Origin of the sequence: Trichocoleus sp. FACHB-46 (assembly GCF_014695385.1) — a bacterium.
In the GTDB taxonomy this organism is placed as follows: Bacteria; Cyanobacteriota; Cyanobacteriia; order FACHB-46; family FACHB-46; genus Trichocoleus.
On the sequence record NZ_JACJOD010000076.1, the window covers coordinates 97,933 to 119,928 of the forward strand.

The window sequence follows — 21,996 nt, forward strand, 5'->3', positions numbered from 1 at the left end:
TCCAATTGTCCTATCCGCTCCAGCCACCTTTCAACCAAGGCAATGGTCGCACTTTCCCTTGTCGGTAACTGCACGAATCTCCGCTTGGCTGACTGTCTTGTTAGGCTTAGATCGGCTCACCAGATTTTGCCTCTATTAGGCTTGAATATTTTAGACCCTATTTTATCCTTACTCACGCCCCATCAATCGTCACGAAAACTTAATTCTGAGTAGTCACGATAGCTTTAACTCATATCCTCGTTGATGATTTTCCCTCTCGCGGTTTTAATCTGCGATCGCTTGGTTTTACTATCCAATCGTTTGCGTTGAGAACTCCGGGTAGGTTTGCTGGGTTTTCGGGGTTTGGGTAGGGCGATCGCACTCTTAATCAGAGCTTGCAGCCGTTCTAGGGCTTCCTCTCGATTTTGTTCCTGACTGCGATGCTCCTAAGCTTTGATCACGATGACCCCATCTTTGGTGAGCCGCTGGTCATTTAGTTGCAATAGCCGTTCTTTGTAGCGATCGGGTAATGAAGAAGCCAGGATATCAAAGCGCAAGTGAATGGCAGTCGCCACTTTGTTGACGTTTTGCCCACCTGCCCCCTGAGAACGAACAGCACTCATCTCGATCTCTTGCTCAGGGATACTCACGGTATTAGTGATTTGCAGCATGACTCAGCTTTGCTCTAGAACGTTTAAGGCTGGATTGCAGCCCGTTCTTTATTTTTGATCAAAATTTCCGCTAGCGCGCTAGGACGAAACAGACCCGATTCCACACAACCGACTTTCTGGGCGGAAAACTTAGTGCAAAGATCGTTCCAGGCTAGAAAGACCGTTTCTGGGGGAAGCGCTTCTACGAACTGTTGAGAACCCAGGGTTGCAGGGCTAAACCAGGTAATCCGCACAGCTTCTCCGCGATCAACTAAACGATCCAGTGTTTCGGTTTGCTGCACGGTTAAATCATCCCGACTCGGCTGAACCACGGGCGATCGCATCCCTGTCTTCAACACATAGATGATGGTTCCAGGGTTATTAGCTCGCAATGGGGTAGAAATGGCACAGCCGTTCTCGAAAGGTGGGGGTAAGGTCTGGATCGGGCTTTCAGAGAAACTTGTGAGGGTTTGGCACTGAGCGGTTTTCGGTGTGGGTGACTGCTTCGGCTGAGGGATGCCTGTGTCCACCGCCACAGAGCTAGCGATTAGTAGTCCAAGTGAAAGCGCGATCGCAGGAAGTTTCACCATTTTGAGTATTCTCCTCAAGCCAGAGGCATCACGTTTCTCTAAGCTAGGCAAACTTAGCGATGGGTTAGGGATGGTTACGAATTCTGAAACTGGTAGTACAAGGGATAGGCAAGCTTTGGGGTTGGCTATGGTTCCCCTGACTCGCAAACCAAAACTTGAATAGGTCGCTCCACCACGATCGCGGTAGCAATTGGCTTTTGACGGACACGGAGTAAGCCCAGATGCAACTGCTGTAAGCAGCTCAAAATTTGTTGGCGACGGGAATGGCAGGTGAGAGCTCTCCAGTCAGCGGATTACTCAGTTGATGAGCGATCGCGCTTTATGCTGCACAGTTTTTGCCTATTTTGGCTATCTAGCCATCTCTCTTGAATTCTGCTGAAGCTAAGATTGGTGTGTGAAGTAGAGAGGGTCAGTCTACCGTGTCTTACGGCCATAGTTTAAGATAGGCAACAAGAGCTTTGAATACCTCTGTACTAGCTAGGCAAAGAACAACTTTACTAAAAAAGAATTTCTGGAAAAAAAGGAATTCGTAATTATTTATACCTTGAAACCCCTTAGAAGGTTATGACTGAGTCCAAGAATAAACTCAAGCCTGGTTTAGAACGGCGAGAAATCGAGAAAGTGCTTGAATCATTTTTAGATCTAAAAAGCGAAGACAAAGTACTTGCTATAAAAGGAGACTGGGGAGTTGGGAAAACTCATTTAGTAAAAGAATTTTTACGAAAAAACGAAAAGGAATATTACTATGACTCTGTTTTTGGAGTCTCATCTGTTGATGAATTGAAAATGAAATTGCTAAGTAATTTTCAGCCAGTCTTCAAAAAAGAAGAGAATGGTTTTTTGGGCAAGCTCACTCTTGGGAGAAGTGTAAAATATACAAAAGAAAACTCAGAAATTATAGGAAAAATAATAGAAAAAGCTCCTATGATAGGAGGAATTGTAAGTGCAGTCACCTCATCAGGAATATCGCTAATAAGTAATATTATTATCAGCAAACTACTTAAAGGACAATTGGTTTGTATAGATGATATTGAAAGGAAATCAGAAAAACTTCAGTTAGATGAGTTACTAGGTTTTATCGAAAGTCTAGTTGAAGATCAGAAATGCAAAGTTATTTTGATTTATTATGAAGATAGGATTTATGAGGATGCTAAAGTTAAGAAGATTCTAGAAGAATATCGGGAAAAGGTGATTGATATTGAAATAAAATTCCAACCAAGTGTGGATGAAAATTTTTATATAGCTTTTGGTGAAAATGATCCTGATGAAAAGTTTATTTTAGATTATTTAACGAGAGAGGGCATTCAGACAAATAATATCCGCGTCCTTAAAAAATTACAATGGAATTTAAAGAATCTTAGACCTTACATGGAAAATTATGGAATTTAAAGAATCTTAGACCTTACATGGAAAATTTCTTACCTATAATTAAGTATCAAATAGTTCAGGAGATCATCTTTATCTCACTATCAAAACTAGACAAAAAATTTCCTGTTAATTTAAATAAGTTATTGTCTTTAGGTGATTATTCGAAAATATTGACTGGTAAAGTAGACGAAGATAAAAATCTCTATCTTGCAGCAGTGAACCTTGGTTATTCGGGATCTTCAATAAGCGATGAAATAATTAACTTGGTTGAAACATCTATATGTGATTATATGAATTTTGCCAAGGCAGGCAAGCAGCTTAATGATAGGGAAGAGAATGAGAAAATTAGAGAGCGACTAAGTAAAGCATATGCTCCCTATTCTGAATCCTTTGGTTCCTTAGAAGAAGAGCTTTGTAAAAACTTTAGAGAATTTCTCGATAAATATTGCCTTTCCATAGGCTTACGGGAGCTTGGAGAAGTTGAAGAGATTGCAAAAGCTATTCATTTGGATTTATCTAATTATAAGAGAAACTGGTTAAAACATCAGGTTGATAATTCAAATACTTTTGAAGCATTAAATTCTTTAAAACCTCTATTTCAAGAATTTCCTGATTTAATGCCTATACTTGAAGAAAAAGTTGAGAGCCTTAAAGAGAAGATGAATGTTAGTCAGGTGCTAATTAATGCTCTTAGAAGTAGATCTTGGTCTCCAGAAGAGTTTGATTATTTAGATGGACATACAGTAGAAGATTATAAACAATGGCTTTTAGAAAGAAACTCTGACCAATACTATATGGTCAAGCAAGGACTGAGTATGGGAGTTTCGAGCTTAAGGCAAGCTATTATAGAGTTAGCTCAAGAAAGTAGGTTAAATGCTATGAGAGCGAAGAATCTATACAACATAGATATAGTTTAAGGTTTCTCGAAGGGTGCGCTCGCTCCTCCTTACTTTAGAAATGCATTAGTAGGATGATGTGGAATACGACCCAAAAACATTACAGGCGATCGCAGACCCTGTTTTCAGCACATTATCTTTGCCAGGATGAGCGATCGCGCTTTACGTGGCAGAGTTGTTTGCTATCGGGCGTGAAATTACTTTAAAGGCAGGCAAATTGTGAATGTACTGCCTTTACCTAGCTCGCTTTGTACCTTCAATCTACCTTGCTGGGCCTCAACAATGGCCTTAGCGATCGCTAACCCTAAGCCAGTGCCTCCCGTTTGACGAGAGCGATCGCCACTGACCCGATAGAAGCGCTCAAAAATGCGTAATTGATGTTCTGAGGCAATGCCAATTCCGGTGTCTTGAATATAAATCAGAGCGTGGGTATCCGCTTGCTCTAAAGTCACTGTCACGATCCCACCGTTAGGAGTGTATTGCAGAGCATTGACAATCAAATTAGCGATCAATCGGCTGAGCTGATTTTCATCTCCTATGACATATAACGGTTCGTTAGCTCGGATCTGGGCCGTTAACTGAATCGGAGCAGCAATCTCAAGCACCGATAAACTCTCTACCAAGTCACTGATTAAGTCATTGAGACAGCAAGACTGATGCCTGTCTACCGACTTCTTTTGATCCATGCGAGAGAGCAGCAAGAGATCTTGCACTAGGGCAGCCAGTCGGTGGTTTTGGCGAGCGATCGCGCCTAAAGTGTCCTGCACATCCTCAGGCGAGAGAGAAGCAGTATTTTCAACCGCTTCTACCGTGGCTCGGATAGCCGCGATCGGGGTGCGTAATTCATGGGCTGCATCAGCGGTGAACTGTTGCATTTGGGCGTAGGAGCGGAAAACAGGTTGCATGGCTAGTCCTGCGAGCCACCAACTGGCACCTCCCACCATCAGCATCGAAAGCGGCAATCCGACTGCGAGCAATAACCTCAGGGTGGCAAGATGGTCGTCAAATTCCTGGAGCGATCGCCCAATCTGCATATAGCTCCAAGGAACTCCTGTAGCTGTTTTTAACAACAAGGTGACTTGGCGGTAGCGGCTGCCATTATCGTCGCGAACAGTCTGCCAGCCTTCTTGAGTCGTTGGCGGTGGTAATCCTGGGGGTGGTGAGCTGAGTTGAGCCAACATTTGCCCCGATTGGTCAAAGAAGCGCACGTAGTAGTGGCCTGTTTGGACAATGCCGAGAACGTGTCGAGATTGCGCGCCTTGGGAGCAGCTCGTGCCTACCACACATAACCCTGGCAGGACTTGTTTGACCACAGGTTCAAGGCGATTAGGCTGTTTCAGCTTCGGTTCTAGGGTGTCGTGTAGGGTGCCCGAAATCGACTGAAGTTCTTGTTCTACTGCTTGCCAGTGGGTGTATGCCAACATCTCGTAAGCAACCAAGCCACTGACGCTGAGAATCAGCCCCATGACGCCAGCGTACCAGCCCGCCAGTTGAGCGCGAGTGCGATTAAATAGCTTATTTTGCTGCATGGGCGTGGAGTCGGTAGCCGAGGCCATGCACAGTCTCAATCAAGCCATCACAGCCTGCGTCAGCCAGTTTGCGTCGGAGCAGACGAATTTGCGCTGCTACCACATTGCTAGTTGGTTCCGCTCCCACCTCCCAAAGCTGATCCATCAACTGTTGGCTGGTGACCACTTGGTTGGGATGTTTCATGAAATACTCCAGGGTCTGAAACTCCTTAGCTGTCAGGGCGATCGCCGCTGTCTCCCCACTTGCAACCTGGAGGAAAACTTGGTGGGTGCCGTAATCTAGCACTAGATGTCCCACCTGTAGTTGCGACGGTTGCAGTTGGGGCGATCGCCGCTGTAAGGCTCGCATCCGGGCCAGAAGTTCTGCCATCCCGAACGGTTTGACGAGATAATCATCGGCCCCCGCATCTAAGCCTGTGACTTTATCTTCCATGCGGTCTTTAGCTGTCAGCAGCAAAACAGGGAGAGATTTTTGCTGGGTGCGGAGTCGCTGGCAGAGTTCCACACCAGATAAGCCGGGAAGCATCCAGTCGAAGATCGCCAGCGTATACTCAATCCATTCAGTGTTTAGATACTCCCAAGCGGCGGTGCCATCTTGCACCCAATCCACTACATATTTTTCTCGGTTTAAGACGCGCTGAATCGCTTTGCCGAGATCAACTTCATCCTCTACCAGTAGAACTCGCATTCGCTTGTGGTTCCCGCTCAGTGCTACTGTTTGAAGCTGAAGCGACCATTCACCTTTTCGCCGCTGATATCTGAAAGAATGGCGACTTTATATTCTCCAGCGTTACTCTCCGGCAAGATGGCGGCGTAATGCTGACCTTGCGCGTCATACTTCATGTCTAAGGATTTCTGACTGCCATCAGGTAACTGCACTTGAGCGGTGACTTTAGCATTGGCAATAGGCTCATGATTGTCTCCCTTCTGCAAGAAGAAGTCGATATGAGTCCCTGCCGCTTCTTTAGCAGTCACGAGTTCCAAATGGTAAGGACCCGACTCAACCACTTGTCCTCCTTGCCCCCCGTGAGCGCCTGCTGGGGCAGAGCTGGGACTGGTGGCTGTAGAGGCAGCAGGGCTACTGGTTGAATTAACCACCTGATTATTGGTCTGATTACCACTGCTGCAAGCGCCCAAGAAGAGGAGTCCAAGGGCGGCAACAGCGATCGCACTAACTTTTAATTGCATAATTTTTCTCCTGGTTGGTAGAAGAGAGGTTAGGAAACAGATGCTTGCCAAACTTGGCATAGAGAGCAGGCAGGACCAGCAGAGTTAACGCTGTAGAGGTGAATAACCCACCTAAAACCACGATCGCTAGGGGTTGCAAAATTTCCTTTCCGGGTCCGCCTGCCACGACTAAGGGAGCTAACCCTAAGGCTGAAGTAAACGCGGTCATCAGAATGGCGTTTAGCCGCTCCATTGAACCTTTGATCAAAATGTCTTTGAGTGGCATCCCTTCGGTGAACTTGGTGTTGTAGTTGTCCACCAGCAGCAGACCATTCCGGGTCGCGACGCCAAATAAGGTGACGAAGCCCACCAACGATGCGATCGATAAAATTCCTCCGGTTAAAGCCACCGCAATTACGCCTCCTACCAAAGCCAACGGCAAATTGATCATGATCGCAGCCGTGGAAGGAATCGACTTCACCGAGAGATACATGATGATCGTAATCACCACAAAGGCGATCGCGCTGAAGATGAGAATGTTTTGGCTGGCGCGTTCTTCGGCTTCAAACTGTCCCGCGTACTGAATGTAATAACCGGGTGGCAATTGAATTTGTCGCTGCACCTGAGCCTGAATGTCGTTCACCACCGATCGCAAGGCTCTCCCTTGAGCGTTTGCCGCTACCACGATCAGGCGCGAGACATTCTCCCGGTTGATGGTGTTTGGGCCTGTGCCTTCTTGGATCGTTGCGACTTGAGCCAACGGAATTTTATTGCCATTGGGTGTATCGACCATTAAGTTGGCGATCGCATCTATGCTTTGGCGGGCGGCTGGGTTGAGCCAAACCACCAAATCAAAGGTTTGTTGCTGTTCTAAAACTTGAGACACCACTCGTCCATTCAGCGCGGTTTCAATTGTTTCGGAGAGCTGCCCCATGCTCAAGCCGTATCTTGCCGCTGCTTCCCGATCAAATTGGATTTGGATTTGCTCCACCGGGATTTGTGGTTCTAATTGCAAATCCACAATGCCCTCAACCGACTGCATCACATCATTCACCTGCTGACCCAAGGTGCGGAGTTGTTCCAAATCGGGACCAAAGATTTTAACGGCGATCGCACTTCTCACGCCTGACAGCACCTCATCCATCCGGTGAGAGATAAAGCCACCCACATTAGGAGCCGCTCCCGGAACCTGGTTAAATTCCTGGCGCAAGGCTTCCACTGTGGTTTGGCGGTCTTGCATCCCTGCTGGACTTAGCTCCACATCGATATGCGCCAAATTCACACCTGCAGCATCGGCATCTCCCTCTGCCCGTCCCGCCCGCACCTGAATGGAGGCAAATCTGGGGTCATCCTTTAGCTGATGCTCTAATACTGAGGTGGCACTGTTGGTTGCTTCCAGAGAGGAACCGGGATAGAGCAGCAGCGTGTTCACTAGCGATTGCTCTTGAAACTCCGGTAAGAAGATGCGCCCAAAGGACGGCACGATAATCGTGGTCGCGACCAAACTGGCGATCGCCAAGCCTAGAATCAGGGGCGATCGCCGCATTGAGAATGTGAGTAGCGGCAAATAGAGTCCTTTGAAGAACCGGGCCACCCAGGGTTCCCGTTCTGGTAAGCGACCGTAGGGCAGCAAAATCGCACAGAGAGCTGGGGTGACGGTTAAGGCAACCACACTAGAGGCCAGCACTGCGACTAAGTAGCCCAACCCCATCGGGATAAAGATGCTGCCTTCGACTCCCGTCAGGGCAAAGATAGGAGAGAAGACCACAACGGTGATAATTGTGGCTCCAAAGACAGAATCTCGCACTTCTTGGCAACCTTCAAACACGACCTCTAGAACGGGACGGGGGTTGGGAGAATATTTGTTCTCGCGGAGACAACGGTAGACATTTTCTGCATCGACGATCGCATCATCGACCGCAGAACCGATGGCAACTGCTAAACCCCCTAATGTCATGGTGTTCAAACCCTGGCCCAGCCAATTCAGCGCCAAGATCCCGATGAGTAAGGAAAATGGCAGAGCCGCTAAACAGACGGCTAGATTGCGCCAATTCATCAAGAATGGAATCAAGATCAAGGCGACAATAATGCTGCCTTCGAGCAGCGCTTCTCGCACGTTTTCGATCGAGGCATCAATGTAGGTTTCCTGCCGAAACGTGGTAGCCACTTGAACATCAGATGGCAAACCCGCTTTTACCTCGGCCATTGCCGCTTCAACGGCACGAGTCACGGTGGGTGTGTCCGCAAGCGGCTGTTTATTCACAATCGCCACCACCGCTTTTTGCCCGTTCACGCTGGCATCCCCTCGCTTCACGGCTGCGCCAATTTTGACCTCAGCGACTTCGGTAATCCTGACTGGGGTGCCATTGCGGGCTGTAATTACCGATTGCTTCAGCGCTTCAATGTCTTCAATGCGGCCAATACCGCGAATCAGCTTCTCGCGATCCGGGGTAATTAAATACCCTCCTGGTGCGTTCACATTGGCTGCTGCTACGGCCTCCGTGACATCCTGCAAAGACACATTAAAAGCTTGCAGCTTTTCCGGTGCCACTAAGACCTGGTACTGCCGCACATCGCCGCCAAAGATGATAACTTGAGCAACTCCAGGTACGGCTAAGAGGCGATTGGTGACTTGCCAATCTACCAGCCGTCGCACTTGCATTAAGTCTGTGGTTTGGGAGGTGAAGGCATAAGTAACGATCGTGCCAATCGGAGAACTAATCGGAGCAACTTCCGGGGTTTCCACGCCTTCCGGTAGCTTGCTTTGAGCCGATTGCAAGCGCTCTGTGACCAACTGTCTAGCCTGATAGATATCGGTGCCCCAGTTGAAAATCACTCGCACCACCGAAATACTGGCCGCACTGGATGAACGAACCGTTGTCACTCCGGGAGTCCCATTGATGGCGCTTTCAATCGGCAGCGTCACCAGTGACTCGACTTCTTCTGGCGCGAGTCCAGGCGCTTCGGTTTGAATTTCGACTTGGGGTGGAGCAAAGGGGGGAAACACATCCAGCGGCATTTGGATGATCGTCCGAAAAATCCAAATTGTGATGACGATCGCGCCTAGAATCACCAGCCAGCGACGGGCGATCGCCCATTTAATAATGGTGCTTAGCATAAAAGTTCGCTCAATGTCGCTAACGAAGAGAACGCTCTGACTCTGAAGCCTGTGAAGTTATAGAAACGCGAGTCCTGTCCTGCTCCGGAATATCTGGTAAGCCATAATCTTGAGGAGTCCTGAAACCTTGGCGATAACGACGATTCGCCCAGTACACGCCTGCCCCAAACGTACCCGCCGCGATCGCGCCTCCTGCCGGAATTACCAACCACCAAGGAAACGTCGAGGGTTGGAGCGTTGGTGCGGCGGCTGTTTCCCCATGTTCATAATCCTCAGCAGTGTTGCTACCACTGCGTAGCGATTGAGCATAAAGTTGCATAGCTCGTTGCGTGACAATGCGATCGCCATCAAAGAGTCCGTTTTTGATCTCCACTAACTCCCCTGAGGCTTGACCCAAAGTTACTTCGGTCGGTTGGAAGGCATCGCCATTTTGCACAAAGACAATCTGCTTTTTGTCATTCGTTTCCACCAGCGCAGACTTGGGAATAGCTAGCACAGCGGCGGGAGTGCGATCAGTCAGAACCTCCAACTCCGCAAACATTCCCGGTTTCAACACCCCATCAGAATTCTCTAACTCAGCTTTGACAGGCACCACGCGCGTCTCCCCTTGCACAGCAGCGCCAATCACACTGATGCGACCTGTAAAAGTGCGATCGGGCAAACTTGCCACTTTTACTTGCACTCGTTGCCCCGTCTGAATCCGATCTAAATCTTTTTCATAAATATTGGCACTGACCTGCACGCTGCTATCGTTGATGATCGTCATCACCTTTTTGCCAGCGTCTTCGCCTGATTCCCCTGTCGTGGTTTCGCGATCGGTCACGGTTCCCGCAATTGGAGCTGTAAGGGTAATCGTGCCATCGCCATTGGCATTCGCGCCTAGCTGTCGTAACCGAGTTTGATAGGTTTCGTCGCTCAGATTGACCCGTGACTGAGCTACCTGTACTGCTGATTCAGCATGTCGCAGTTGCGAGGTAGCTTCCGAAACTGATAAGCGGCTTTCGGCTTTGGTCAGGGCTGCTTGGGCTTGAGCCAGTTTTGTTTCCGACTCTAGAAATGTGCGTCTGGCGATCGCGCCGTTAGCCAATAGCTCCTGATCTTTGTCAAAGCGCTCTTGGGCAAAACTGACTTCACTGCGAACTTGAGCCAGCTCAGTAGCCGCGATTTTTTGTTGCTGAGCATAGTTCTGCTGCGCCAGTTGTAAATCTGCCTGGGCTTGTTGTACAGAAGCGATCGCCTCGGAACGCCGATCGAGGGCTGTAGTTCGCAGTTCTGCCAGTTCAGGACTCGTCATGGTTGCTACCGCCTGTCCCGCCTTGACGCGATCGCCGGGACTGACGAGCAGACGGGTTACGGTACCTTTCAGGGGGGTTGTCACTTCCACCTGCTGATTGGGCAAGGGTTCAATTTGGCCCATAGTGTTGAGGCCAAAGGCCAACCGCTGACGAGTCACAGGCTCTACTTTCAGCCCCATGAGCTGAGCTGTTTTCGCATCGACTGGAATCGCCCCAGCCGCTGGCGTTGCTTGGCTACCCCCCTGAAATTCATTGTCTCCATGCCCCTTATGAGCCAAGCCCTGGATGGGAGCGCTCAACAGCAGCACGGTTAGGAGAGTGCTTGTAAGCTGAGAAATAGACAATTGAGGTAGGGGAGTCATGGCGGTTTTCTAAGTACAGCGCTTGCTGGAGGGCAATTCTCGCTAGGCTTTTACTAAGTCAGGCAACATGCAGTTTTGGTACTAACTTGTTTTCACCGTTGGTACCAAGCTTGTCTCCATTGCTGCATCTGCTGAATTTCAGCTTCTTGGGACTTGATGATGTCTTGAGCCAGTTGTTTGATTTCTGGGCGCTTGGACTTGCTGAGAGCATCTTGGGCCATCGTCACTGCTCCCTCATGGTGCGGAATCATGGCATTGATAAAGCGCAGATCAAATTCGGCGTCAGCTGCGCCTAAGGCCATATCCATTGCCATGCCTTTTCTTTGATCCGGTGACATTGGCATAGCGTGACCCATCTGAGCACTCCAGGCGACGGGTTGAGCACTCGCGTTGGGATACCAGGCTTGCCGCCACTGCTTCAGTGCTCCAATTTCTTTATTTTGTGCGGCGATGATGTCAGCCGCTAACTTTTGAATTTCAGGTCGCTGGGATTTCTGCTGAGCCTCCTGCGCCATTGCGACCGCTCCTTCATGGTGTGGAGTCATGGCATCTACAAACCGCAAGTCATATTCGGCATTGGCTGGCCCTAACTCCATGCTGGCGCTGTGGTCCATCGTGCCGCCGTGATGCGCGTTGCCATGAGCCATTGGCTGGTTTGAGCCAGCCGTGGCAGCAGCGGGGCTAGGAGTTTGAGCCTGATTTTGACTCGGTGTCGAGCAGGCATTCAAGAGGCTGGCAGTGGCGATCGCCCCTAGTAATAAAGCAATAGCACTGGTTTTCATCCGAAACATGCGATACATAAATTCTCCGCAGAGAAATTGCAAAAGTCTATGCTGTTATTCTGAAGTCTCCCTTTGGCTGGAGTGTCAACTCTATATGTCAACTCTATAAATGAAATAGGCTCAAGCACCTTCCTGAGTTATCTGTAGTCAGCTATTTACCCAGAGAAACCAGCGATACACAGTCACTCAGCATTGCACCTACTTATGAAATCAAGATGAAATTGCTCTATCTCCCAGGAATGAGATGCTTTTGAGAAGAATGATGACGGTCACAAATCGGCTCGGAAGGGTTGGGCAATTTATAGTAATGGTTGATGAAATAGAATGACTCAAAACATTTTTCTCAGGAATAATATCACCGTGTTCGGTGAAGGCACCCAGCCTCTACTGTTCGCTCCTGGGTTTGGGTGTGACCAAAATGTGTGGCGTTTTGTAACGTCTGCCTTCAAAGACGATTACAAGATTGTCTTGTTCGATTATGTCGGGTCCGGAAAGTCGGATCTTCAAGCCTACAACGTCGAGCGCTACAGCGATCTCAAGGGTTATGCCCAGGATGTCCTAGATGTCTGCACCGCCCTGGACTTGAAAGACGTGATTTTTGTTGGGCATTCTGTGAGTGGTGTGATTGGGATGTTGGCATCTATTCAAGCCCCCCAACTCTTCAGCCATCTCATCCTTGTGGCTCCTTCCCCCTGCTACATCAATGATTTACCGGATTACCAAGGTGGATTCGATCGCCAAGACATTGAAGAACTGCTAGATCTGATGGACAAAAATTACATTGGCTGGGCAAGCTTTTTAGCCCCTGTGATTATGCAGAATTCAGCGCAGCCAGAACTGACTCAAGAGCTTGAAACTAGCTTCTGCTCGACCGATCCGGTGATTATGCGTCGCTTTGCGGAAGTCACTTTTTTTTCTGATAACCGCTCTGACTTGCCTCAAGTGACAGTGCCATCTCTCATCCTGCAATGCTCTGAAGATGCGATCGCCCCTACTGAGATAGGACATTACCTACATCGTCATCTGAGCGAAAGCACCTTGCAAATGATGCAAGCAACAGGGCATTGCCCTCACATGAGCCACCCGGAGGAGATCATCCAACTAATCCAAACTTATTTGACTGAAACCCCTGCTAGCTGAGGCCCGCAACTGTAAGTTTATGATTTGCCAGATAGACGAGCCGTTCAATACAGCGCCGTGCGGTTTCCTCTCATTTAATGACGATGGCACCATTGCGATGCTTAACGCCACACTGTCAAAATTGCTGGGGTATGAGTCTAATCAGCTAGAGGGGATGCCCATTGAATCTATCCTACCGATCGCCAGTCGCATCTTCTATCAAACTCATTTCTTCCCGTTGCTGAAACTGCACGGCAAAGTCGAAGAAATCTACCTCTTACTCCGCGCTAAGCAGGGGGGTAACATCCCTATGCTCGTGAACGCGGTACGCCAAGAACGAGGCGGTAGCTGCTGCAACGACTGTATCTTGGTTCCCATGCGTCAACGCATTCAGTATGAAGATGAACTACTGCAAGCGAAGAAAGTAGCAGAGGCAGCTACTCAGGCCCAAAACCAGGCTAATGCAGCGTTGGCGCAAGCTCAGGCAGCTTTAGAGATTAAGCAGGCAGAGCTATTAGAGTTAAATGTCAAGCTCGAAGAGCAAGTTCAGCAACGGACTGCTCAACTGCAACAAGCCCTGAATTTTGAGTCATTATTGCAACGAATTACGGCCAAAGTCCGCGACAGTTTAGATGAGCGCCAAATCCTCCAAACAGCCGTACAGGAATTGGGGTTAGGATTGGACGTCGAGTATTGTGATGTCGAAGTACATCAGGCCGATCAAACGCGATCGACCATTGCTTACGCCTCCCACCAGACTCTAGCTACGGCTCAAGGCTGGTATCTAGACATTACGCCTGCCTCTCCTTGGGTAGATGTCTCTTTATTAGCGGGAGAAGCGGTGCAGTTCTGTCCCTTCGGCCCAGTGAGTGCAGTTTTGCATTCTAGTCAATTAGTTGTCCTCGCTTGCCCTATTTATGATGATCAGGGAGTTTTAGGGGATCTGTGGCTGTTCCGGCAAAAAGAACAAATTTTTAGTGACTTAGAAATCCGGTTGGTCCAACAGGTCGCGAATCATTGTGCGATCGCGCTGCGCCAGTCGCGCCTGTATCGTGAAGCTCAGATGCAAGTTCAAGAACTGGAACGGTTGAGCCAACTCAAAGATGACTTTCTCAATACGGTTTCTCATGAGTTGCGTACCCCGATGGCTAGCATCAAACTGGCAAATCAAGTCCTAGAAGCGAACTTGAAAACGTTGGGTTTGTTGGCCGATGAATCCCATGCGATCGCTCGTTCCTGCAAAATCATCCGCGACGAAAGCCAGCGCGAGATGGAGTTGATCAATGATCTTCTCGATATGGCTCGGCTTGATGCTGATACTGAACCGCTTAACCTGGCTACAATTGATCTTCAGCTTTTCGTACCCTACTTTGTAGAACCGTTTATAGAACGGACTCGCCATCAACAACAGCACTTGAAGATCAATCTTCCTGAAAATCTCCCCCTTTTAACCACAGATATTTCCTATTTAGAACGAATTTTAATCGAACTGCTGCATAATGCCTGCAAATACAGCCCTCCCGGAGCCACGATCGCGCTATCGGCTCAGGCAACTTCAGCAGCATTAGAAATTCAAGTTAGTAATTCTGGAGTCGAAATTCCAGTCGCAGAACATGAGCGAATTTTCAGCAAGTTCTATCGCATTCCCAATCATGATCCTTGGAAGCATGGCGGGACAGGGCTCGGATTAGCACTGGTGAAAAAGTTCGCAGAGCGCTTAGACATTGACATCCGAGTTGAAAGTAGTAGTGAGAAAACCACCTTTGTTCTAGAGTTTGAAGCTGCTGCATCAACATCTCTCTAAATCTCTCGAAATTTTTCTAAGCGTTCTGATCTCTGAGTGCTCTGATCTTTAAGTGTTCTGCCCCCTGGGCGTTCTTTGCCTCAGCTATGAACCATTGGACTGCAATATTAATGATGGATTTCGATATATTTTGAGAAATTTAGTCGTTCTTAATATATGTTGCAAAAATTAAGGGAACTCTAAGTGCAGCCACCCTTGAATCCTGAGTTGAATCGTGACTATGCTGCCCACCCACGACATCAGTTCATCCTTAAATCGGGAAGTCCTCCTCCACCGTATTGCGAATCGTATCCGTCAATCCCTGGAGCTTCCGGAGATCTTGAGGAAGACTGTGGCAGAAGTGCGTTCCTACCTGGGAACCGACCGAGTCAAGATTTACCAATTTCAACCAGACGATCATGGCGTGGTGATTGCCGAATCCCTACAGAGCGATCGCTTGCCCTCCTTGCTAGGTCTGCACTTTCCCGCCGACGACATTCCGCCCTATGCGCGGGAGTTATTCGTGCGGGCTCGGCAACGCTCAATCATCAATATGGGCACCCACGAGATTGGCATCAGCCCTCTCAACTGTCCCGAAACTGGGGAACTGCTCAACGATACAGATATTCGCTATCGTCCCGTCGATCCTTGTCACCAAGAGTACCTGACCGCGATGGGCGTGCAGTCTTCTATTGTGGTTCCGGTGGTGCTCGAAGCAGAAGCAACCGGGTCTTCTCAGGGTCCATCTCCCCAATCCCAGAGTCAACTTTGGGGGCTGTTAGTTTCTCATCATGCCGAGCCGCATACGGTCACGGAAGAAGAGTTGCAATTCATTCAAGCAGTGGTAGACCAAGTTGCGGTTGCCATTGCCCAATCCATTTTGCTGGAGCAGGTGCGAGCCCAAGCACGGCAAGAAGCCAACCTGAATCGGGTGACAGCACTGCTACAAACGTCTCCCACTGTAGACTGGCAAGATGCCCTGAAGGAAGCCGCTGACACTCTTGATGGGGGAGGCAGGCTGTATTTATTTCCAGACACCCACCACCCTAGAGAACTTTATACCTGCGGCGAGCAACCCACCTTAATTGATTCCACTCAGAATCGCTGCATTGAAGAAAACTTACTGTGGCAGAGGTATTTGCACTCAGTCTTAACGACAGCTACAGATGGAACTGGATATCAACCTTGGTCGGTTGAGTGGATGCGGGCTGTTTACGAACTAGCAGAGCCGACTCAATCTACCAAGCCAGCGCTTTCATCCTGGGCGGTGAATGATATCTATCAAGAACCCCTCTTTCGTACCTTAGCTCCCTTCTTTAGCGACACTAGGATTCGCAGCGCTTTAATTATTCCACTGAAGCACGGCGCTCAAGTGATTGGTTGTCTCACCTTCTTCCGCAGTGGTCTTGATACTGAAACCCTTTGGGCTGGCTATCACAATCCGGATACGCGCCAGCTCATGGCACGGCAATCCTTCGACGTGTGGCGGCAAATCCAGAAAGAGCAGTCGCAAAGCTGGGTGGAAGAAGAGATCAAATATGCCCAAGTTTTAGGAGAGCGTTTCTCAGCAACGGCAAAACAATATCGGCTGTACCAACAGGTGCAAGGACTCAACGCCAATTTAGAGCGCCAAGTTGAAGAACGCACTGAAGAACTCAGACAACGTTCTGAGCAGCTCCAGCAAACGAACATCGAGCTGGAATATTTAGTGGAGCGACAAACCACCCTATCGCGCATTGTGTCCAAAATCCGGCAGTCCCTGGAGATTGACACCATCTTTCAAATCACCACTCAGGAACTGAGCCAGGTGCTCAAAGCTGAACGAGTGGCTGTGTATCGCTTCAAGCCTGATTGGGGCGGAGAGTTTGTCGGCAACTACGAAGCCACCATACCGGAATGGCAAAGCATTGGTCATTTAGGCGTGAGTATGGTCTGGGATGACACTCACCTGCAAGAAACCCAGGGTGGACGATATCGTAACGGTGAGATTTCTGTCGTCGCTGACATTTATCAACCAGGGTATGCTCAGTGTCACATTGACTTGCTGGAGCAGTTTGAGATCAAAGCTTTTATGATCGTTCCCCTCTTTGTGGGCTCTAGCCTTTGGGGACTGCTAGGTGTTTATCAACATTCGACAACTCGTCATTGGAAGCAGTCGGAAGTTGAGTTTGTCAGCCAAATTGCGACTCAACTTGGAGTCGCGCTACAACATGCACAATTGCTGGCTAGTACTAAACAACAGGCTGAACAATTAGCAAACACCTTAGCTGACCTGAATCAGACGCAACTTCAGTTGGTGCACAGCGAGAAGATGTCGAGCTTGGGGCAACTCGTGGCGGGCATTGCCCATGAAGTGAATAATCCGATCAACTTCATTCACGGCAACTTAGCGCCGATTCAGGAGTACACTCAAACCTTGCTCGATCTGATCCATGCCTATCAGCAGGAGCATCCTACTCCATCAGCAGCCCTAGATCAGCAGCTTGAAGATAGCGACCTGAGCTACATTGAAGAAGATTTTCCCAAGCTGTGTGCCTCGATGAAGCTGGGCACTGACCGGATTCGAGAAATTGTTCAGTCTCTACGCAACTTCTCGCGCCTTGACGAAGCAGATGTGAGAGCGGTTGATCTGCATGAAGGTTTGGAGAGTACTCTTTTGATTCTGCAACATCGATTGAAGCCAGGTCCTTCTAATCCTGTGATTGCCATTGAGAGGCACTACGAAGAACTGCCGTTAGTGGAATGCTATGCTGGGCAGCTCAACCAAGTCTTTATGAATTTGCTGAGCAATGCGATCGATGAATTAGTCGATGCTGCGACCGAGAGTACCACCTCGTCTAAAACCATCACCATTGCCACCCGCAGTGTCGATGCTGAGTGGGTAGAGATAGTGATTCAAGACAATGGTCGAGGCATTCCCGAAGCCGTTCAAGCCAAGTTATTAGATCCCTTTTTCACGACTAAGCCTATGGGACAAGGAACTGGTTTAGGTTTATTTATCAGTCATCAAATTGTTGAGAAACACAATGGTGAGCTATTGTGCCGCTCTCAGCTAGGAGAGGGGACAGAATTTGTCCTGAAGTTGCCCGTGCAGCAAAGAGTTGCGATCGCCTAAACCCTGCGAGTGCTGTGAAAATTGGTATTGCTTAACGCTCTAAATCACTGTTGCCGCGCTTGCAGCAGAGCAATTTTCACGCTTTCCCACTCTGCCTCCAACTGTAAAACTTGGGGATGCGTGCTTATCTCCCCTTGATGTCCAATTGTTTCTAGTTGGTTGCAAAGTTCACTAAAAGAGAAGATGCCTAGGAGGTCGCTACTCGACTTGAGGCTATGGGCTGCCAGCGCCAATGCTGCTGTATCCGCTTCAGCAATCGCCTGATGCATCGCTGCTAAGCGTCGAGGCACCTCCTCCAAAAAGCAATCAATCATTTGCAGAAACAGTTCAGAAGCATCTTCACCGACCCGCTCTTGAACTGAGCGCTTCGCCTCGGCGATCGCGATTGCTAATGCAGATGAGGGGAGAGAGGCAGTGACTTGAGGGGAAACTTGACATTGGCTAAGTGCCCGCACCAGTTCTTTCACCTGCACAGGTTTGCTAATGTAATCGTCCATACCGCAACTCAGGCACTCTTCGCGATCGCCTTGCATGGCATTTGCGGTCATGGCCACAATCCGGGGGCGATCAGTGGAACCCCATTCTCGGTAGATCGCTTGAGTTGCCGTTAAACCATCCATTTCTGGCATTTGCAGGTCCATCAAGATCACATCGTAAGACTGGCGGCGTAAGGCTTCTAAGACTTCTAACCCGTTGCTAGCCAAGTCAGCCCGATAACCGAGCCGCCGGAGGAGATGGGTGGCTACCTTTTGATTGGTTACATTATCTTCAGCCAACAGAATCCGTAAGGGTAAGCACTCGGCTAATTGTGAATCAAAGGGAGAACTAATGGGACTGGACGAGAGAGACGTTGATTTAGTAACCGTGGCCCCAGCAACCGGAGCAACAATCGTGAAGTAGAAGGTGGAGCCTTGCCCAACCTGACTTTCCACCCATATCTTCCCGCCCATTAGCTCACAAAGCCGCTGGCTAATCACTAAGCCAAGACCTGTACCGCCATACTTACGAGTGGTGGAAGCATCCACCTGGCTAAAAGACTGAAACAAGCGATGAAGTTGGTTTTGAGGAATGCCAATCCCTGTATCCCTCACCGCAAATCGAATCTCGTACTGGAGTGACTGTAGGTCTAGAGGTTGCCCTGTCACAGAAACCATGACCTCTCCTACCGGGGTAAACTTGATGGCATTGCTGAGCAAGTTCACCAAGATTTGCTGTAAGCGAGTCACATCTCCGACGATCGCGCTTGGTACTGTCGGTTCTATGGTGTAGGCTAACTCCAATCCTTTTCCGTAAGCTTTTGGGCTGAGCAAATCTAGCGCTCGTTCTACACAAGCGCGCACACTCAAGGTTTGCTCCTCCAACTCCAACTTGCCAGACTCAATTTTGGAAAAATCTAAAATGTCATTAATCAGGGTGAGCAAGGTTTCACCGCTGCTGCGAATCGTTTCGGCAAAATCGCGTTGCTGAGGCGTTAATGGCGTATCGAGTAGCAGACCCGTCAAGCCAATCACGGCGTTCATGGGGGTGCGAATCTCATGGCTCATGGTGGCCAGAAACTTACTCTTGGCTTCAGTGGCTGCTTCTGCGGCTCGCTTAGTTTCCTCCAGAGAGAAGTTTTGCTGCTTGAGTTGTTGGCGTTGATGCCGCTCTTGTTCTAGAAGCTGAGCTTGAGCCAAGGCAATCCCTACTTGGTCGGCTACAGCTTCAAGTAACTCAATTTCATCGGCACTCCAGTCACGACGCTGATCACATTGATGCAAAGTAATGATGCCATTTGGCTCCCCTTGATAAGAGGTGCGGATCGCCAAGATGGATTTGATGCGGAACTCCTGACAGAGCGGCAGTAGGTATTGCAAGAGGGGGTTATTATTAACATCCGCAGAGGCGATCGCTCGCTCTTGCGCTAAAACTTGTTGGGCATGGGGATTGTCATGAATCGGAATGCCGACTTGTAAGAGGGAGGCATAACCAGACTCTAAATATTCGGCTTTGACCTCCAGTTGCCGAGTTGGGGTAGCCATATAGCCAAGAATCAGACAGCGGTTGGCTTGGAAGGCTCGACCGATTTGAGCGACTGTCGTCTGAAAAATCTGTTCAGGATCGAGACTTTCACGAATTCTTTGAGTAATTTCTTTGAGCAACGAAGCCCGATGTAGTTGCTGTCTTAAAGCAGTTGCGGCTTGCTGACGCTCAATTTCACTGCCGCTCCACTGAGCCATCAGCTTCAACAGTTCTTTATCAACCGGTTGGAATCGTTCTTGAGTCGGCACACGGCTCCAGAAGCACAACACGCCATACATTTCACCCGCAACCAAGACCCGCATACCAAGATAACTTTCGATTTTGAAGTCGGTATGGCCAGGATGCTGACACCACTGGGATGCACTTGCATGTGGAATAAATAAGGGTTCCGCAAGTTTGAAGGTCTCTGAGCAGTAAGTTTGTTGAAGTTCAAAGATGGTGCCCGGTGTGACTGAGCCATCTGGAGCCTGGACCGCAATGATTTCGTAGCGATCGCCTTGAATATGAGATAGAAAACTAAACTCAAGCTGGAATTGCTGACAGCCGAAAGCCAATAGCTGCTGGAGGCGAGCCTCAAAGCCGAGTTCATGATCCACACTCAAGTTATATAAAGCGCGAATGGCTGCTGCGCCTTCTCGCAGTTCTCGGGCTGAGCGATTGGACTTTTGCTTGAGATGGACGGCCAAGGCCAATACCCAGGCGAGAGACAGACCACCCAATAAAGTGATCGTCGGGAGCGGAGAATGCATCCGCTCTAGCAGGGCTGGAGTTGGCCAGACCTGGAGCCGCCACGTAACCCCATACATAGGAAGGCGCGTTGCTCGTCCCCACTGCTTTTGCAGTTGCCTATTCGCAGTTGGGTCCTGGTAGATCTGCTCGTTTCCATCAAAAATTGCTACTGCGAAGCCCGACACATCTTTTTGCGTCAAAATGTTATCGATGAGCGTTTGAGTTCGGTACGTGGCAGCAATAAACCCATCAAACTGGGTTGGTTGAGGAAAGATGGGCACATATAATTGAAAGCCTTTACCACCTTGGGCTAAGTCAATCTCATGAGTCATCCGAATTCTTTGTTGGTCCCGCGCGGCTATGAGAGCCTGACGCTGCCATGAGTCAGAGCCAAGATTGAGGTTGAGCGCAGCTTCGTTTCCCTTCAGGGGGGCAATCCAGCGCACCTGAAGATTTGGATCTATCCAGGCGATCGCTTGGTAACTCTTAAAGTGCTCTAGATTTAAGTTGGCGTTAAACTCCCACTCTTCCTGAGGCGGCTTACCCCCATGCTCCCACCGCTTAGCGATACGTACCAATGCCAATACTTTCGGCTGAATCTTTTCCTGAATCTCTAGCTTGAGCTTGGCTGCCTCTTGATCAACCGCACGTTGAATCTGGATTCCCTCTTGCTTCACGAGCGCCTGCCAAAGCCAAAGGCTAGCAGCTGAGGTGCTCAGACCCACTGCCAACGGCAATACAAACAATGAAGCCAGCGCGCGCTTTTGCAGCATGCCGAGAATTGCTAGCGGCCGAGTCAGCATCTTCTCAAGATTTTGGTTGCATAGAAATACTTTTCCCCACCAAGGCTGACTGAATCACTGTAGGTTGTGAATATCGAAACAAAACGCAACACCGCTGGGATGGGTGCTGCGTCAAAATGCTGTAGGTTTGGGGCAAAATCGTACGAACTTCGGGTCTTTCCTGCTTGTGGTGAAGGTTGAGCGCCACTGCTCATCTACAACATCGTAGCATCAGTCAATTTGGATCAGCTTTTGGCGGACGCAGGCGTAGAACAGCAGGAGGCCCAGTGGGCTAGGACACACAGCGAGTTGAGCCGCTCGGCTTACCTACTCCGGGCCGAACGCTCGTAGAATTCTCGGGTGCTGGTCTCTAGCTCTGAACCACTGGTTAACGGAATCAGGCTAAAGGGCGCGAATAAAAATAGGATGAGTGAGAAGAGGGAGACCTGCCTGCCAGATGTGGGTGAGATAGGTTTTGCGGTCCGGGGAGCCTGGAGGTAGGAGGTGATAGCTAAAGTCACAACCCAAATACTGAGTAGTGCCACAGCAATGGCCAAGATTGGTAGCAGCATAGAGCCTTCCAGCATTAGTACTTCTGTGGTTTATGTTTGCCACCATAACGAGGTCAAACTGTACCTGCAACATTTCTTAATAGAAAAGCCAATTTGTAATATTTAGATACAACTCTCTTAGAAATCGCTCCTAATTTC

General features: G+C 49.1%; 13 protein-coding genes and 1 pseudogene. 5 read left to right on the top strand and 9 right to left on the bottom strand.

The features are described 5' to 3' along the window. Positions 1-224 precede the first annotated feature (224 nt). Together arfB and H6F72_RS27740 are read right to left on the bottom strand one after the other, a co-directional pair. Positions 225-650, bottom strand: a pseudogene (arfB, locus tag H6F72_RS31270) (alternative ribosome rescue aminoacyl-tRNA hydrolase ArfB). A gap of 23 nt (positions 651-673) precedes the next feature. Beyond that, positions 674-1,219 (bottom strand): hypothetical protein, encoded by a 546-nt coding sequence (locus H6F72_RS27740; RefSeq protein ID WP_190442971.1) that lies wholly within the window; start codon positions 1,217-1,219, stop codon positions 674-676. A 564-nt stretch (positions 1,220-1,783) separates the two neighbouring features. Between H6F72_RS27740 and H6F72_RS27745 the strand changes: the two genes are divergently transcribed. Together H6F72_RS27745 and H6F72_RS27750 are read left to right on the top strand one after the other, a co-directional pair. After that, positions 1,784-2,608, top strand: coding sequence for a P-loop NTPase fold protein (locus H6F72_RS27745; protein WP_190442974.1), 825 nt, complete (start codon positions 1,784-1,786; stop codon positions 2,606-2,608). Between the two features lie 17 nt (positions 2,609-2,625). Beyond that, positions 2,626-3,504 (top strand): hypothetical protein, encoded by an 879-nt coding sequence (locus tag H6F72_RS27750; RefSeq protein ID WP_190442976.1) that lies wholly within the window; start codon positions 2,626-2,628, stop codon positions 3,502-3,504. A gap of 176 nt (positions 3,505-3,680) precedes the next feature. Here H6F72_RS27750 and rppB read toward each other — a convergent pair whose 3' ends face one another. The 6 genes from rppB to H6F72_RS27780 all read right to left on the bottom strand — a co-directional run bounded on the left by rppB (position 3,681) and on the right by H6F72_RS27780 (position 11,754). Beyond that, complete coding sequence (rppB, locus tag H6F72_RS30960; RefSeq protein WP_348252377.1) at positions 3,681-5,039, bottom strand: two-component system sensor histidine kinase RppB; 1,359 nt, start codon at positions 5,037-5,039, stop codon at positions 3,681-3,683. Further along, positions 4,999-5,700: a two-component system response regulator RppA gene (gene rppA / locus H6F72_RS27760; RefSeq protein WP_190442978.1), complete on the bottom strand. Its 702-nt coding sequence runs from the start codon at positions 5,698-5,700 to the stop codon at positions 4,999-5,001. The genes rppB and rppA overlap by 41 nt, the downstream gene beginning before the upstream one ends. A 23-nt stretch (positions 5,701-5,723) precedes the next feature. Beyond that, positions 5,724-6,200, bottom strand: a complete 477-nt coding sequence (locus H6F72_RS27765) for a hypothetical protein (protein ID WP_190442980.1) — start codon at positions 6,198-6,200, stop codon at positions 5,724-5,726. After that, entirely contained in the window at positions 6,184-9,297 is a 3,114-nt protein-coding gene (locus H6F72_RS27770) for an efflux RND transporter permease subunit (RefSeq protein WP_190442982.1), read from the bottom strand. Before H6F72_RS27770 ends, H6F72_RS27765 begins: the two co-directional genes overlap by 17 nt. Positions 9,298-9,316: 19 nt before the next feature. Next, positions 9,317-10,954 (bottom strand): efflux RND transporter periplasmic adaptor subunit, encoded by a 1,638-nt coding sequence (locus H6F72_RS27775; RefSeq protein ID WP_190442984.1) that lies wholly within the window; start codon positions 10,952-10,954, stop codon positions 9,317-9,319. 92 nt (positions 10,955-11,046) lie between these two features. Beyond that, positions 11,047-11,754, bottom strand: a complete 708-nt coding sequence (locus H6F72_RS27780; protein WP_190442986.1) for a DUF305 domain-containing protein — start codon at positions 11,752-11,754, stop codon at positions 11,047-11,049. Positions 11,755-12,060: 306 nt separating this feature from the next. On the opposite strand from H6F72_RS27780, the gene H6F72_RS27785 reads away from it, so the two are divergent. The 3 genes from H6F72_RS27785 to H6F72_RS27795 all read left to right on the top strand — a co-directional run bounded on the left by H6F72_RS27785 (position 12,061) and on the right by H6F72_RS27795 (position 17,753). After that, the gene (locus H6F72_RS27785; RefSeq protein ID WP_190442988.1) at positions 12,061-12,876 is read left to right on the top strand and encodes an alpha/beta fold hydrolase; all 816 of its coding nucleotides are present in this window, start codon (positions 12,061-12,063) and stop codon (positions 12,874-12,876) included. Between the two features lie 19 nt (positions 12,877-12,895). Continuing rightward, a complete protein-coding gene (locus H6F72_RS27790) occupies positions 12,896-14,659 on the top strand; it encodes an ATP-binding protein (RefSeq protein ID WP_190442990.1) in 1,764 nt (587 codons plus the stop codon). 220 nt (positions 14,660-14,879) lie between these two features. Continuing rightward, positions 14,880-17,753 carry a GAF domain-containing protein gene (locus H6F72_RS27795; RefSeq protein WP_190442992.1) on the top strand — a complete coding sequence of 958 codons (2,874 nt, stop codon included), beginning with the start codon at positions 14,880-14,882 and terminating at the stop codon, positions 17,751-17,753. Positions 17,754-17,797: 44 nt separating this feature from the next. Here H6F72_RS27795 and H6F72_RS27800 read toward each other — a convergent pair whose 3' ends face one another. Next, positions 17,798-21,277, bottom strand: a complete 3,480-nt coding sequence (locus H6F72_RS27800) for an ATP-binding protein (RefSeq protein ID WP_190442995.1) — start codon at positions 21,275-21,277, stop codon at positions 17,798-17,800. Positions 21,278-21,996 lie beyond the last annotated feature (719 nt).

Coding starts and splice junctions, on each gene's coding strand:
- H6F72_RS27790 (WP_190442990.1), top strand. CDS start 12,896: ATGATTTGCCAGATAGACGAGCCGTTCAATACAGCGCCGTGCGGTTTC.
- H6F72_RS27795 (WP_190442992.1), top strand. CDS start 14,880: ATGCTGCCCACCCACGACATCAGTTCATCCTTAAATCGGGAAGTCCTC.
- rppA (WP_190442978.1), bottom strand. CDS start 5,700: ATGCGAGTTCTACTGGTAGAGGATGAAGTTGATCTCGGCAAAGCGATT.
- H6F72_RS27780 (WP_190442986.1), bottom strand. CDS start 11,754: ATGTATCGCATGTTTCGGATGAAAACCAGTGCTATTGCTTTATTACTA.
- H6F72_RS27785 (WP_190442988.1), top strand. CDS start 12,061: ATGACTCAAAACATTTTTCTCAGGAATAATATCACCGTGTTCGGTGAA.
- H6F72_RS27775 (WP_190442984.1), bottom strand. CDS start 10,954: ATGACTCCCCTACCTCAATTGTCTATTTCTCAGCTTACAAGCACTCTC.
- H6F72_RS27770 (WP_190442982.1), bottom strand. CDS start 9,297: ATGCTAAGCACCATTATTAAATGGGCGATCGCCCGTCGCTGGCTGGTG.
- H6F72_RS27765 (WP_190442980.1), bottom strand. CDS start 6,200: ATGCAATTAAAAGTTAGTGCGATCGCTGTTGCCGCCCTTGGACTCCTC.
- rppB (WP_348252377.1), bottom strand. CDS start 5,039: ATGGCCTCGGCTACCGACTCCACGCCCATGCAGCAAAATAAGCTATTT.
- H6F72_RS27745 (WP_190442974.1), top strand. CDS start 1,784: ATGACTGAGTCCAAGAATAAACTCAAGCCTGGTTTAGAACGGCGAGAA.
- H6F72_RS27750 (WP_190442976.1), top strand. CDS start 2,626: ATGGAAAATTTCTTACCTATAATTAAGTATCAAATAGTTCAGGAGATC.
- H6F72_RS27800 (WP_190442995.1), bottom strand. CDS start 21,277: ATGCTGCAAAAGCGCGCGCTGGCTTCATTGTTTGTATTGCCGTTGGCA.
- H6F72_RS27740 (WP_190442971.1), bottom strand. CDS start 1,219: ATGGTGAAACTTCCTGCGATCGCGCTTTCACTTGGACTACTAATCGCT.